The sequence below is a fragment of the Arthrobacter sp. B2a2-09 genome, assembly GCF_027587375.1.
GTDB lineage: Bacteria > Actinomycetota > Actinomycetes > Actinomycetales > Micrococcaceae > Arthrobacter.
On record NZ_JAMXIC010000019.1, the window covers coordinates 23,766 to 37,414 of the forward strand.

Consider the following 13,649-nt stretch of genomic DNA (forward strand, 5'->3'; position numbering starts at 1 on the left):
AGCCTTTGTGGTCAGCGGGAAAGTCCGCTGGTGATCATGATGATGCCCGCAATCAGGGCGATGGCTCCGATGCCAACGAGTCCCAGGACCAGAAGCCGGGTACGCTGCGCCCGCCCAAGTCCCGCCGTCGCGGCGTCGAGCGGTTCAAGTCCGTAAGCCGAACTTGCCGAAATGGGCGGATGTTCGGCCGCTTCCGCGAATGCCTCGCCATCGGATGCGGAGCCCGACGCCGGGCGTCGACCTGCCGCTTTCGCAGCGGCCTCCGCGCGCGCCAGCACTCCTGCCCGGCCGCGCAGGCTGCGTGGCTTGCCCGACGCCGACTGCCCAGGCTTCAGTTTCGGCGCAGGAGAGGTCACAAGAGGAACAAAGGTGGTGCCGGGCGGCTTCATGACGGGACGCTCGAGTCCCGGAATTTTCACGAATTCCAGGGGCGTCACCATGGCCAGGTTGCTGGCTACAGAAGGTTCCGCACGGACCGGACCGGAAGGACGGCTGTTCTGCTCGGCGAGCTTCTGCTTGGCGATTGCCCTCTTGTTGAGGATCGCCTCGCGTTCGGCCTGGGCGATTTGTTCGGCCAAAACAACTGGATCCTCCGGCTCAGCGTCCGCGCCGGAAACCTCAGATTCAGCGGCCGGGACTTTCTGCACCGCTGATTCCATTGCCGCGATGTGCTCAAGCTTGTTGGACTGATTGTTCGCTTGGGCAGCCAGAAGCTCACGGGCCATCAAGGCCTGCTCCACGGTCATTTCCGGGGCACCGGTAGGCGGACCTGCCGTAACGCGGACACCACCGCCTGGCGGTGTTCCAGTGTGAGCCGAACCAGGCTGCTTGCCGGAAGCCTGGACCGGGATGCTGGATGTCCTCGGCCCGGATCCGGGTGCCGCGACAACGGGGATCGCTGATGTGCCCGGGGCAACTTCTTCCTGCAGCTGCTGCAGGCGCAACTGACGGCGCGTGGGCGGACCGCCGCGGGAAAGCTGCTGCTCCTTGTCCGCGAGTTCCTTGATGGCGCGGAGGGCGGCGCGATCGCGTGCACGCGCCTGCGAAGAACGTTCCGCAGCAGGTTTAGCGTCCAGCGGAGCATCGGCTACCCGACGCACCCGATTGGCCGAAGCGTCCCCGGACACGTGGTTGGCGTCGTCGGAGGTAACGGCCTCGGCTACTGCCGGGCCTGCGCCGGTTTCTTCCAGGCGTTCGTCCCGGGCTCGTCGAAGCTCACGCCGGCTACGGATGGGGGGCTGTTCCTGGCTCATTCAAAACTCACTCGGTACGGGCTTGGTGTTCTGGTCCGGTCATAGCATGCAGGGGCTCCCCCATGCCGGGTTTGCCCGAGTACAGCTTGTATTTGGCGATGTACTGCACCACGCCATCAGGCACGAGGTACCAGACCGGATTGCCTGCACCCACGCGGGCGCGGCAATCCGTCGAAGAAATCGCCATGGCGGGCACTTCCAACAGGCTGACGTCCTCCCTGCCCATGCCATCAAGGACATGACCAGGCCGGGTGACACCGACAAAGTGCGCCAAGGACCAAAGTTCGTCGACATCTTTCCAGGACAGGATCTGTGCCAGGGCGTCCGCGCCCGTGATGAAGAACAGGTCCGCCTCCGGCCGCTGGGTCCGGAGATCCCGCAGTGTGTCGATGGTGAACGTGGGACCGGGGCGGTCCACGTCCACACGGCTCACCGTGAAATTCGGGTTGGAGGCCGTGGCAATAACGGTCATCAAGTACCGGTGCTCAGCTTCGCTGACCTGCTTGTGCGACTTCTGCCAGGGCTCTCCGGTGGGCACGAAGACCACCTCGTCCAAGCGAAACTTGGCAGCAACCTCGCTGGCAGCAACCAAGTGGCCGTGGTGGATGGGATCGAAGGTCCCACCCATCACGCCCAAGCGAAGTCTTCGCCCCGTTTCCTCGAAGGGTTTTGCGGCGGAAATGTTAGTGACCCAGCCCTGGGTGCTTGGCCGGGTGCTGGCGGTGCGGATCCGAGTGCTCATCGACGGCGTCGTGACGGTTGCCGAGGTTGGTGTAGGAGACTGCCACAAACATCAGGACCAGGAGGATGGAGAAAATGGTGATCCCGAAGACGAAGGGAGGGGCCCACAACGGTGCCGGCGCCTCGGTTTCGCCCCCTTGAGCGAGAATGGATATGGCGATCTGGTGAAACTGCATTTTCTCCCCTAGCGGTTCAAAGGATTTCGACGGCGGATCCTCCCACCGTCCAGGACTTCTGTTCTATGTTACAGCGTCGCTAGCCGCGGACCTGGCCTTCACCCTGGACGATCCACTTGGTGGTGGTCAACTCGGTGAGGCCCATGGGACCGCGTGCGTGCAGCTTCTGGGTAGAGATGCCCACCTCGGCACCCAGGCCGAGCTCGCCGCCGTCGGTGAAACGCGTGGAAGCGTTCACGATGACCGCCGCGGAGTCAATGTCCGCGATGAACTTCTCGGCGTTCGCCAGATTGTTCGTCAGGATGGCCTCTGTGTGGCCCGTCGACCATTTGCGGATGTGGGCGACTGCCTCGTCGAGGTTGTCCACCATGGCAATGGCGAGGTCGAGGTCCATGTATTCCGTGGCCCAATCGACGTCGTCGGCGGGGACTGTATCCACGGAGCCGGACAGCGCCGCTTGAATCCTGGGGTCGACATGCAGGGTGACCCCGGCAGAGCGCAGCGCGGTGGCGACGGCGGGCAGCACAGTGGATTTCGAGTGCACCAGGAGAGTCTCCACGGTGTTGCAAACGCTGGGACGCTGGGTCTTGGCGTTGAGCAGGATATCGACGGCCATCTTTTCACTGGCGGACTCGTCGATGAAGATATGCACGTTGCCTTCGCCGGTCTCGATGACGGGCACGGAAGAGTTGCTCACCACAGTCTGGATCAGATCGCGTCCGCCACGGGGAATCAGCACGTCCACCCGGCCTCGGGCACGCATCAGGACGTTTGCACCCTCGCGGCCGAATTGGTCCACGGTCTGGACGGCGTCGGCCGGCAGCCCAACGGATTCCAGCGCATCGCGGAGGATGGTCACAAGGGCTGCATTGGTGTGGGCAGCAGCCGATCCGCCGCGCAGGATCACGGCATTGCCGCTCTTCAAGGCAAGTCCGGCGATGTCGACAGTGACGTTGGGGCGGGCTTCATAAATCGCTGCCACCACTCCCATGGGCACGTTGATCTGGCGCAAGCGCAGCCCATTGGGGAGGGTCTGGCCTCGGACTACGTTGCCCACGGGATCCGGCAAGCCTGCCAGGTTTTCAAGGGCCGCAACAAGGCCGTCGATGCGGGCAGGAGTCAGGGTCAGACGGTCCAGCATGGCAGCGGAGGTTCCGTTGTTCCGGCCAGACTCAACATCCTTGGCGTTGGCAGCGAGGATTGACACCTGCTGTTCCCTGAGGGCGGCGCCGATAGCGTGCAGGGCGCGGTCCTTCCAAGCACGGTTCGCCTGAGCCATGCTCCGGGCAGCCTGCCGCGAGCGGTCCGCGATCGAATGCACGGCCGCCTCCACTTGCTCGTGGGTGAGCGGCGCGGTTCCCAGCTCCGGAGTTTCCGGCGCCTGGGCGGCATTGCCGGAAGTCAGGGAGTCGGTGATCACAGGAGAATCAGGGGTAAGGGCCTCAGTCATTCTCCAAGTTTAGTGGAGCGGGACGGCTGGACCAGTACGAGATCGTCAACATGAACAACTACGCGGTCATATCCGCGGCCAAGGTCCTTGGCGAGCTCCTTGGTTGAGCGGCCAAGCATGCGGGGAAGCTCTTCCGAGGAGTAGTTCACCAGGCCCCTGGCAATCACGGTGCCCTCGGCAGAAACCATCTCCACGGGATCGCCAGGCTCGAAGTCTCCCTCCACCGATGATATTCCGGCGGGCAGAAGCGACGTATGGCGGTCGCGCACGGCCTTGACGGCGCCGTCGTCGAGCACCAAACGGCCCCGAACCGAAGCGAGGTGGGCGAGCCACAGCAGTCGGACGGGCTTGCGGTTGCCGTTGATGGCGAACCAGGTGCCCACGTCCTCGCCGGCCAAGGCAGCGGCGGCATTTGCCGTGGACGTCACGAGGGCATGGATACCGGAACCTGCGGCGATCGACGCCGCCTCCACCTTGGTGGTCATGCCGCCGGTACCGACGCCTGCCTTGCCGGCCTTGCCGATGGTCACGCCGACGAGGTCAGCGGGACCGGCGACGAGCGGAATGCGCTTGGCACCCAGAGACGGCGGACCGTCGTACAGGGCGTCGACGTCGGAAAGCAGGACCAGCGCATCCGCCCGCACAAGGTGCGCCACCAAAGCGGCCAGCCGGTCGTTGTCACCAAAGCGGATTTCGTGCGTTGCCACGGTGTCGTTTTCGTTCACGACAGGTACGACGCCGAGGTTCAGCAAACGGTCCAGCGCCCGGTATGCGTTGCTGTGCTGCGTGCGGCGCATCAAGTCATCCGCCGTCAGGAGGACCTGGCTGACCGTGACCCCATGCGCGGCAAAAGCCTGCGAGTAGCGCGCCATCAAAAGCCCTTGGCCCACACTGGCCGCAGCCTGCTGGGTGGCGAGGTCTTTGGGACGCTTGGCGAGGCCGAGCGGCGCAAGACCCGCCGCGATGGCACCGGAAGAGACCAGGATGATCTCCGTCCCGGAATTACGCTTCTCGGCCAGGGCGTGGACGAGTGCCGTCAGTGCTTTCTCCGAGATGCCGCCTTTGATGCTGGTCAGCGAGGACGAACCTACTTTGACTACGATCCGCTTGGCGCCGGCCAGCGCCTGGCGCTCGGCGGCATCGCCGCCTTCAGTGGCTTCAGCGATGCGGGCCGTGCTAGTCGTCATTTTCGGCTTCCAGGCCGCTTTCCTTCAGGGGCTGGGCAGCACGACGGCGGCTGACGGACTCAGTCCAGATGCCTGCCTTGCGCTCGGCTTCGAGCTCGGCGCGCGCGGCAGCCTTGGCTTCGCGGCGTTCGATCTGCTCATCTCGCTTCTGCGAACGGGTAGGGCGGTCGCCGATGTCGGCAACACGGATGTCCGTGCCTCGCGGCGTCGCCAGGAGTTCGGCGCCCGCCATCATGGTGGGCTCCCAGTCGAAGACGACGCCGTCCTCTTCGCCGATCACCACGGTGTCACCCGGAACGGCACCCATCTTGAACAACTCGTTTTCGATGCCGAGCTTGGCCAGGCGATCGGCCAGGTAGCCGATAGCTTCTTCGTTGGTGAAGTCGGTCTGCTTGACCCAGCGGACCGGCTTCTCCCCCAACACGCGGAAGAGCGGCTCGAGGTTCTTTTCCTCGCGACGGATCTTGAAGCCGGACTCATTGACGGCACGGGGGCGGAGAACGGGCGCTGCGACCTTCGGAGGCGCAGTGGCAACGGCTTTGCGGGCCGCCATGACAATCTCGCCCATGGCGTAGCTCAGTTGGCGCAGGCCTTCGTGGCTCGTGGCGGAGACTTCGAAGACGTGGTAGCCGCGCTGTTCCAGTTCGGGACGCACAAATTCGGCCATATCCCGACCATCTGGCAGGTCCACCTTGTTCAGGACCACAAGCTTGGGGCGCTCGTTCAGGGGGACCACTTCGCCGTCAACACCGGCGTAGCTCATGTCCACCGCGTACCTGTCCAGCTCTTGCTCGATGATCGCAAGATCCGAGAGCGGGTCCCTGTCCGCTTCCAAGGTTCCGCAGTCCAGCACGTGCACCAGCGCGGCGCAACGCTCTACGTGGCGCAGGAAGTTGTGGCCCAGGCCCTTGCCCTCGCTCGCGCCTTCGATCAGTCCGGGAACGTCGGCGATGGTGAACCGGACGTCACCGGCCTGGACTACGCCAAGGTTGGGGATCAGGGTAGTGAACGGATAGTCGGCGATTTTGGGCCGTGCCGCTGACATCGCCGCGACAAGGCTGGACTTACCTGCGGAGGGGAAGCCAACCAGCGCGATGTCTGCAATGGACTTCAGTTCCAGGACGATGTCGCTGGAGTCGCCTTCGATGCCGAGCAGGGCGAAACCGGGAGCCCTGCGCTTCTGCGAAGACAACGAAGAGTTTCCAAGGCCGCCCTGGCCGCCGGCAGCGGCGATGAACTCGGTGCCCTCACCTACAAGGTCAGCAAGGACAACGCCGTCCTTCGTCTTGACCACGGTGCCGTCCGGGACGGGAAGCACGAGGGTTTCACCGTTCTTGCCGCCGCGCCAGTCACCCATGCCGGGGCCACCGTTGGTGGCGTGGCGGTGCGGTGCGTGGTGGTAATCAAGCAAAGTGGTGGTCTGGGCATCAACGCGCAGGATGACGCCGCCGCCGTCGCCGCCGTTGCCGCCGTCGGGTCCGCCGAGGGGCTTGAACTTCTCGCGCTTAACAGAGACACAGCCGTGGCCGCCTGTTCCGCCGGATACGTGAAGTACTACCCGGTCTACGAAGGTCGCCACGTGTTTCTCCTCTATGTGGAAATTACTGCTTGAAGTGCGTTGGCCGGCTGATGCGGCGCCGCCCGCCCTAGTAAATTCTAGTGCGGTTAAAAAGACAGGTGGAGCGGGCCATACGGCCCGCTCCACCCGTTCAGAACGTGTTATTACTCTGCAGCTGCAGCAGCAACAATGTTCACTACGCGACGGCCACGGCGAGTACCGAACTCAACCGCACCTGCCTGCAGGGCGAACAGGGTGTCGTCGCCACCGCGGCCGACACCGGCGCCCGGGTGGAAGTGGGTGCCGCGCTGGCGAACGATGATCTCGCCTGCAGAAACGACCTGGCCACCGAAGCGCTTTACGCCAAGGTACTGGGCGTTGGAGTCACGACCGTTGCGAGTGGAGCTCGCGCCTTTTTTATGTGCCATTTGAAATGCCTGCCTTTAAATTCTGGGGAATCTGTTGAAAACCTGAACAGCAACCAGTGGTTACTTGATACCGGTGATCTTGATCTTGGTCAGTTCTTGACGGTGACCCTGGCGCTTCTTGTAGCCGGTCTTGTTCTTGAACTTCTGGATGACGATCTTCGGACCACGGAGGTCTTCGAGGATCTCAGCCGTAACCTTGACCTTGGCCAGATCCGCAGCAGCGGAGGTGACCTTGTCACCGTCCACCAGGAGCAGTGCGGGCAGCTCAAGAGTGCTGCCGGCTCCACCGGGGACGCGGTTCAGGGTTACGTAGTCTCCAACGGAAACCTTTTCTTGGCGGCCGCCTGCGCGGACAATCGCGTACACCACTTGGGCACTCACTTCTCTCGACGTTTATTACTAAATTTGCGTGCGGAACCCCGATCCGAAAACGGGCCTGGTTCACGCTGTGCCTCAACGCCGTGGACTCCGGTACGGAATCCATGAGTCATCCCTCGAACAGTTCCAAATGAAAGGTCAGTTCCAAATGAACGGTTTCTAGGGGCATAACCCAAGTGTTGGCGTAAGCACCGAAGATCTAGATTACGCTAGTTTCGCCTTCGGCTGCAAATGAGGCCAGGTCCGGAGGCTGCCACGTGATGGCTGCCACAGACTGGCTATGCCGCCATCCGGTACCGTGCCCGTCCACCTTACCCTGCCGGCCGGGAAAAGCTCGGATCCCCGCCCCGACACGCAGTGGCGCCCGCCGAAACAGCCCTTCATCGCCAGTTCCGGGCCGGGAACCGGGCTCAGCCATGCAACCTTGGAGCATCGAAGAACGCTGTTTCATAACGGCAGGATTGGGAGAACGCCTCCATCATCGCCGTGCGCTCCGCGGGTGTTGCGGCCTGCGCGGCGGCATCCGTGATGTCGATCGCCCTGCGGGTGGCCTCGGCGAACGCCTCGTCTGCATAGGTGCGCAGCCAGTCCGCGTAAGGGTGTTCGTCCGACGCTCCCGCCTGGATATAGCCATGGTGGAGCTGCTGTCCCACCTCGGCGTACAACCAGTAGCAGGGCAGCACGGCAGCCAGCAGCACGGCATAGCTGCCCGACGCCGACGCCGCCAGCAAATGGTCCACGTAGGCCTTGGTGACCGGTCCCAGCTCTGTGCTTGCCTGGCGTCCGCTGAGCCAATTCCGATGCAGCTCAGACTCGACTTCAAGGCACATCTGCGAGCCGCGGGCCCAGAACAGCTGTTCGGTTTCACTCGGGGCGAGGGCGCTTGCCCGTGCCAGGACCCGGGAATAACTGTTGAGATAGATGGCATCCTGCGACAGGTAATAGCTGAACTGCGCCTCGCTGAGCCTGCCGGATTGCAAGTCCTGGATGAAATCCAAACCGTAAATGGCCGCAAGTTCCGATTGGGCGGCGTCCCACATCCGGACGGCAAAATCTCCCGGCTGATTGGCGTGCTGGAGCGTGTGGAAATGATGGATCGGCCCGTTGCCCTTTCCAACTTCCAGCACCTCGGACTGGGTCAGCGCTTCCTGAAGCCAAGGCTTGACTACGCGCAGGGCAGACTCCCAATCGCCGAGCCGCGCCTTGGCCGTCGCCATCGCCGACGACAGGGAACACCCCGTGCCATGGCTGTTGCGGGTCTCCACCCTTTGGCCGGCGAACTCCACCACGTCCTGGCTCAGGACTCCCCCGGTGTTGACCAGGGCATCGGGGCAGCCGGCTCCTTGCAGATGGCCACCCTTCACCAGGACGGTGTTTCCGCAGGCAGCAGCCAAACGCTTACCCTGCTCCAACGCCGATGCCCAGTCGGTGGCTTCGGGTTCGCCAAGCAGCATGGCCAATTCGGGAAGGTTGGGGGTCACCAAATCAGCCAGGGGCAGAAGTTCCCGCAGGGCGGTTTCAGCGGACTCGGCCAGGAGCCGGTCGCCACTGGTGGCGATCATCACCGGATCCAGCACGACGACGGCGGGGCGCGCCTCGCCGAGCCAGCGCCGGACCTCCTGGATGACGGTCGCATCCCCGAGCATGCCGATTTTGACGGCATCAACCGTGATGTCGTCGCTAATGGCATCCAACTGCTGGCGCAGGAACTCCACGGGAGGCACATGGACGGCAGTGACTCCCTGCGTGTTCTGTACCGTCAACGCCGTGATGACGGCCATGCCATAGCCGCCGTTGGCCGCAATGCTCTTCAGGTCTGCTTGGATCCCGGCACCACCTGAAGGATCCGAGCCGGCAATGCTGAGGACCCTGGGGATAGCGCGCTGGATGGCCTTGAGCGGGTAGACAGCTGATTGCGCCGAAACAGTCATACGAGACATCCCTTCGCCGGTGCTAACCGGACAGGTTCAACGGGTCTGGTCTCAGCCGGCTTGGTGCGCGGCACCCCGTGTCAGTCCCCTAGCTTAACCCGGATCACGCCTCGCCCGCTGAAATCGCCCTGTTGCAACCGCACTATTGAAATCGCACTGTTGAAATCGCACTTGTGAGGCGATCCGGCGAATTGGCCGGCAACGCCGAAGCCCCGGCGGTTTCCACAGGAGCGGGAACGGCCGGGGCTTCGGACAGGGTACTGCGTTTAGAGTTCGGACTTGGGCACGCCGACTCCGAGGATGATCGGTTCCGCTGCCGCCGTCGACTTAGCCGGAACAGCGTCCGGCGCCTTGGCCTCGTGAGCAACCCCACCGGAGGCAGCCGCGGCAACCTCGTGGTGCTCAACGTTGGTGGCATTGGCGGCACCCTGGGCCCGGCTGGCACTCCGGTTGCGGCGGCCTCTGCGTCCACGCGAACCCGACTCCGGGGACTCTCCGCTTTCAACGGCCGCGGGGACCCCTGCGGGCGCTTCCTGGACTTCGGTTGCCGCCTTCGCAGTGTCGGGAGCCTCGCCGAGGCCCGCGAATGCCTGCGCCAACAGATCCAGGCTCATGGCAGGTGCGCCACTCGCTGGCTCTTCGTGGTGGACGAAGGGCAACGCCACTTCCTCGCCACCAAATCGCAGCACGGGTTTCGAACGTTCCTCGCCACTCGAAGCAGCGGCAGGAGCCTGGGCCGGGACCGCGGGGGCCTGGACCGGGGTTGCATCCGCTACGTGCTCGCCGGCGAGCAATTCCGCGGCGTGGTGGAGCTCGTCGTCGTGCAGGTGGGCAGCGTGGGCTGCAGCCGCGATCGTGGCAAGGGCAGCGCGGGTGGCCGCCTGGCGATTCGGATCAGTGGATTCCACAGTGTGGACCGGCGCGGGAGGAGTGATCGGGAGCTCAGCAGTACCCTGCCCCGTGCCCCTGCCGCGGCGGCGCTTGCGCTGCTCCGGGCGGACGGCCGGCTGCGATTCCGTGCGCGGGTGGTGGTGTTCAGCGGCCACCACGTTGGCCCGACGGTGCTCCACAGGCTCGTCGTGCGTGACGATTCCGCGCCCTGCGCACGTGTCGCACTGCTCGCCGAAGACCTCAAGCAGGCCTGTGCCCATGCGCTTGCGGGTCATCTGGACCAATCCGAGCGACGTCACTTCGGCGACCTGGTGCTTGGTACGGTCCCGGCCGAGGCACTCGACCAAGCGGCGCAACACGAGATCGCGGTTGGATTCCAGGACCATGTCGATGAAGTCGATGACGATGATTCCGCCGATGTCGCGCAAGCGCAGCTGGCGGACCACTTCCTCGGCCGCTTCAAGGTTGTTCTTGGTGACGGTTTCCTCGAGGTTGCCACCGCTGCCGGTGAACTTCCCGGTGTTGACGTCAACAACCGTCATGGCCTCGGTGCGGTCGATCACGAGCGAACCACCGGAGGGCAGGAAGACCTTGCGCTCCAATGCCTTGTGGATCTGTTCGTCCACGCGCCATGCCGAGAAGATGTCCTGATCCGAGGTCCACTTTTCGAGGCGTCCCACCAGATCCGGCGCCACATAGGTGACGTAGGCCTCGATGGTGTCCCAGGCTTCATCGCCGGAGACGATGAGCTTGGAGAAGTCCTCGTTGAAGACGTCGCGGACAACCTTGATGGTGAGGTCCGGTTCGCCGTACAGCACTTCCGGGGCCAGGATCTTGGTGGACGTGGACTGGCTTTCGATGCCTTCCCACTGGGCCCGCAGGCGGTTGATATCGTGCGTCAGCTCTTCCTCGGAAGCACCCTCGGCGGCGGTGCGGACAATGACGCCCGCGTTCTCCGGGAGGCGATCCTTGAGGATCTTCTTCAGACGGTTGCGCTCGACGTCGGGCAGCTTGCGGGAAATACCGGTCATTGAACCGCCGGGCACGTACACAAGGTAACGGCCGGGAAGCGAAATCTGGCTCGTCAGGCGCGCGCCCTTGTGGCCTACGGGGTCCTTGGTGACCTGGACAAGCACGGAATCGCCCGACTTCAGGGCGTTTTCGATGCGGCGCGGTTTGCCTTCCAGGGTAACTGCATCCCAGTTGACTTCACCGGCGTACAGCACGGCGTTGCGGCCGCGTCCGATGTCGACGAACGCGGCTTCCATCGACGGCAGGACGTTCTGGACCTTGCCCAGGTAGACGTTCCCGATCAGGGAATCCTGCTGTGTCTTGGACACGAAGTGCTCCGCGAGCACGCCGTCTTCCAGCACGCCGATCTGGATCCTGTCGTCGCGCTGGCGAACGATCATCTGGCGGTCGACGGACTCACGGCGAGCCAGGAATTCGGCTTCGGTGATGACCTGGCGGCGGCGGCCGGTCTCGCGGGACTCGCGGCGGCGCTGTTTCTTGGCTTCAAGGCGGGTGGAGCCCTTGACGCTGGTGACGCGGTCGGAGCTGCTGGTGGTCTCCACGTGTGCGCGGGGAGCGCGGACACGGGTCACCGTGTTGGGGGGATCGTCGTCTCCGCCGCCCGTCAGCTCCAGGTCCTCGTCGCCACGACGACGGCGCCGCCGACGGCGGGAGGTTACGCCTTCTTCGAGGACTTCCTCGGTACCGGCTTCTGCCTCGTCCTCGGATTCCGCGGAGGTTTCTTCTCCCCCGGCCTCATCGCGCTCGGTGCCCCGGCGTCCACGACGCCCACGGCTGCGACGACGACGGCGGCTGCCGGCTTCGTCCAGTTCGTTGTCCTCGGAGACTTCCTCAGCATCGGCCTGCGGTTCTTCTTCGACGACGGCCGGCCGGGCAACCGTGCTCAAGTCCGGTGCTTGGAAGAGCATCGACGTGATGGAGGAAGGTTCCAGGAACAACGAAGCGATCGGGCTCGCAGCTTCCGCCTCGACGGCCGGCTCTTCGGTGGTTTCCTTGGGCGCAATCTCCGCAGCCGGCAGTTCCACAGGCACAATCTCCGCGGCCGGCGCTTCAACTTCGGCTTCTTCGGCAACGGGCTCGGCGCTCTTTGGCTTCGTCGTACGACGGCGGCGGACCGGCTTTTCGGGGGCAGCTTCGGCCTCTGCGGCAACTTCAGCTTCGACGACGGCGGCAGCCTTCGGCGCCTCGCCACCTTCGGTGGAAGCTTCTTCAGCGAAACCTGGCAACGGCTCCGGAGTTTCGACCTTCTTTCGAGCCCTGCTGCGCCGGACAGGAGCCTTGGGCTCTTCGGTGTCCGCTGCCTCGGCGAGCGGCTCAACGGCGGCTGCGGCAGCTTCGGCGTCGGGGGTTTCGTCCGCGGCGACCGTCTTCGGTGCCGCCTTGCGGCGGGCGCGGGTGACCTTTTTGGGTGCTTCAGTGGTCTCGGTGGACGCCGCATCTTCGGCGGCGGCTACAACTTGCTCGTTATCCATATGTGGCAACACTCCTGCCCTTGCGCAACCGCCACATCCGGTGCCCAGAGGGGCAATATTGTCAAAACCCGCAGGCGTTGACAGAAGTCAGTAGTAGTCTTTCCGGTTCGCACCAGCATGGGGGTGCGGCATCCACGGAAAGCCGGCTTCGCTCCAAACCCGTTGTTCTAATGCCACAACCAGGTGCCGTCCATTGTCACTGCGGCCCTACCGGGGATCATTGGATCCTGGGCATGCCCTGCATATGATTGGCGGTCTTGGGAACAAGATACCGGACCGGATTCCGCATGTGGATCGGCTTCCGGCCATGTTCATTCTCTCACACCCCCGCACTCCCGGCAGGAAGCACGTCCTGAAAGCTTCCGTGCCGCCACCTTCGCTGGACGCGTCCTCCAGCCGCCGCGGATAGAATCCTCCCAAGAGCAGTCCCCGGCCCTGCGCCGGGCCTTCCAGAAAAGGACAGCCAACCATGCCGAGCCCCGCCAGCCCGAACCTGGCCAACAACGATGCCCGCTCCCTCCAGAAAAACGCCGCAGACGCAGTCGTGCCCCGCATGGTCCGCGACCGGCCCTTTGCGTGGCTACTCCTTGCCACCGGCGCCATCGCATGGCTTGCATCCGGGGCGCTCGTACTGGAAAAGCTGCAGGTTCTCATCGACCCCAACCACGTGACGGCCTGCGACCTCAATCCGTGGGTATCGTGCGGGAGTGTCATGAAGACATGGCAAAGTTCCCTTTTCGGTTTCCCCAATATGTTCATCGGCATCGTCGCCTTCGCCGTGATCATCACCACCGCCATGGCCATCTTTGCCGGGGCCAAGTTCGCCCGCTGGTACTGGATCGGACTGCAGGCCGGCGTCACGCTGGGCTTCATCTTCATCGTCTGGCTATGGTCGCAGGCACTTTACGCCATTCACATCCTGTGCCCGTTCTGCATGGTGGTGTGGGCATGCATGATCCCGCTCTTCGTCTTCGTGACCATCAGGAACGTGGTGCACGGGGTCATTCCAGCGCCCGCACGCCTGGCCAAGATCCTGGGCGAATCCGGTTGGATCATTTCCGCGCTGCTTTACGTCGCCGTGATCGCGAGCATTTTCTTTGCCTTCATCAACGTCTTCATCGGCACGTCTGGTTACTGAGCGCTTAACAACTG

The 13,649-nt window shown here is 64.0% G+C and carries 11 protein-coding genes and 1 riboswitch; of the genes, 1 reads left to right on the plus strand and 10 read right to left on the minus strand.

The annotated features are described in order from the left end of the window. Positions 1-11: 11 nt before the first annotated feature. The 10 genes from NFJ07_RS18050 to NFJ07_RS18095 all read right to left on the minus strand — a co-directional run bounded on the left by NFJ07_RS18050 (position 12) and on the right by NFJ07_RS18095 (position 12,497). Complete coding sequence (locus NFJ07_RS18050; protein ID WP_269996337.1) at positions 12-1,253, minus strand: hypothetical protein; 1,242 nt, start codon at positions 1,251-1,253, stop codon at positions 12-14. A 7-nt stretch (positions 1,254-1,260) separates the two neighbouring features. Next, complete coding sequence (gene nadD / locus NFJ07_RS18055) at positions 1,261-1,995, minus strand: nicotinate-nucleotide adenylyltransferase (protein ID WP_269996339.1); 735 nt, start codon at positions 1,993-1,995, stop codon at positions 1,261-1,263. After that, the gene (locus tag NFJ07_RS18060; protein WP_269996341.1) at positions 1,937-2,170 is read right to left on the minus strand and encodes a hypothetical protein; all 234 of its coding nucleotides are present in this window, start codon (positions 2,168-2,170) and stop codon (positions 1,937-1,939) included. Before NFJ07_RS18060 ends, nadD begins: the two co-directional genes overlap by 59 nt. 79 nt (positions 2,171-2,249) lie before the next feature. After that, complete coding sequence (locus NFJ07_RS18065) at positions 2,250-3,620, minus strand: glutamate-5-semialdehyde dehydrogenase (RefSeq protein ID WP_269996343.1); 1,371 nt, start codon at positions 3,618-3,620, stop codon at positions 2,250-2,252. Further along, a complete protein-coding gene (gene proB, locus NFJ07_RS18070; protein ID WP_269996345.1) occupies positions 3,617-4,807 on the minus strand; it encodes a glutamate 5-kinase in 1,191 nt (396 codons plus the stop codon). The genes NFJ07_RS18065 and proB overlap by 4 nt, the downstream gene beginning before the upstream one ends. Then, positions 4,797-6,386 carry a GTPase ObgE gene (obgE, locus tag NFJ07_RS18075; RefSeq protein ID WP_269996347.1) on the minus strand — a complete coding sequence of 530 codons (1,590 nt, stop codon included), beginning with the start codon at positions 6,384-6,386 and terminating at the stop codon, positions 4,797-4,799. The genes proB and obgE overlap by 11 nt, the downstream gene beginning before the upstream one ends. Positions 6,387-6,529: 143 nt before the next feature. Beyond that, entirely contained in the window at positions 6,530-6,793 is a 264-nt protein-coding gene (rpmA, locus tag NFJ07_RS18080) for a 50S ribosomal protein L27 (RefSeq protein ID WP_003803426.1), read from the minus strand. 60 nt (positions 6,794-6,853) lie between these two features. Then, a complete protein-coding gene (gene rplU, locus NFJ07_RS18085; protein WP_028267456.1) occupies positions 6,854-7,162 on the minus strand; it encodes a 50S ribosomal protein L21 in 309 nt (102 codons plus the stop codon). A 419-nt stretch (positions 7,163-7,581) separates the two neighbouring features. Further along, entirely contained in the window at positions 7,582-9,102 is a 1,521-nt protein-coding gene (thiD, locus tag NFJ07_RS18090; RefSeq protein WP_269996363.1) for a bifunctional hydroxymethylpyrimidine kinase/phosphomethylpyrimidine kinase, read from the minus strand. Further along, positions 9,094-9,190, minus strand: a riboswitch (TPP riboswitch). Its footprint overlaps the gene before it by 9 nt. 178 nt (positions 9,191-9,368) lie before the next feature. Continuing rightward, complete coding sequence (locus NFJ07_RS18095; protein ID WP_269996390.1) at positions 9,369-12,497, minus strand: Rne/Rng family ribonuclease; 3,129 nt, start codon at positions 12,495-12,497, stop codon at positions 9,369-9,371. Positions 12,498-12,966: 469 nt separating this feature from the next. Between NFJ07_RS18095 and NFJ07_RS18100 the strand changes: the two genes are divergently transcribed. Next, positions 12,967-13,635 (plus strand): vitamin K epoxide reductase family protein, encoded by a 669-nt coding sequence (locus NFJ07_RS18100; protein ID WP_269996392.1) that lies wholly within the window; start codon positions 12,967-12,969, stop codon positions 13,633-13,635. Positions 13,636-13,649: the final 14 nt, after the last annotated feature.

What these genes read in the sequence shown, in the direction of transcription:
- NFJ07_RS18050 (WP_269996337.1), bottom strand. Translation starts at nt 1,253, where the DNA reads ATGAGCCAGGAACAGCCCCCCATCCGTAGCCGGCGTGAGCTTCGACGA.
- nadD (WP_269996339.1), bottom strand. Translation starts at nt 1,995, where the DNA reads ATGAGCACTCGGATCCGCACCGCCAGCACCCGGCCAAGCACCCAGGGC.
- NFJ07_RS18060 (WP_269996341.1), bottom strand. Translation starts at nt 2,170, where the DNA reads ATGCAGTTTCACCAGATCGCCATATCCATTCTCGCTCAAGGGGGCGAA.
- NFJ07_RS18065 (WP_269996343.1), bottom strand. Translation starts at nt 3,620, where the DNA reads ATGACTGAGGCCCTTACCCCTGATTCTCCTGTGATCACCGACTCCCTG.
- proB (WP_269996345.1), bottom strand. Translation starts at nt 4,807, where the DNA reads ATGACGACTAGCACGGCCCGCATCGCTGAAGCCACTGAAGGCGGCGAT.
- rpmA (WP_003803426.1), bottom strand. Translation starts at nt 6,793, where the DNA reads ATGGCACATAAAAAAGGCGCGAGCTCCACTCGCAACGGTCGTGACTCC.
- thiD (WP_269996363.1), bottom strand. Translation starts at nt 9,102, where the DNA reads ATGACTGTTTCGGCGCAATCAGCTGTCTACCCGCTCAAGGCCATCCAG.
- NFJ07_RS18095 (WP_269996390.1), bottom strand. Translation starts at nt 12,497, where the DNA reads ATGGATAACGAGCAAGTTGTAGCCGCCGCCGAAGATGCGGCGTCCACC.
- NFJ07_RS18100 (WP_269996392.1), top strand. Translation starts at nt 12,967, where the DNA reads ATGCCGAGCCCCGCCAGCCCGAACCTGGCCAACAACGATGCCCGCTCC.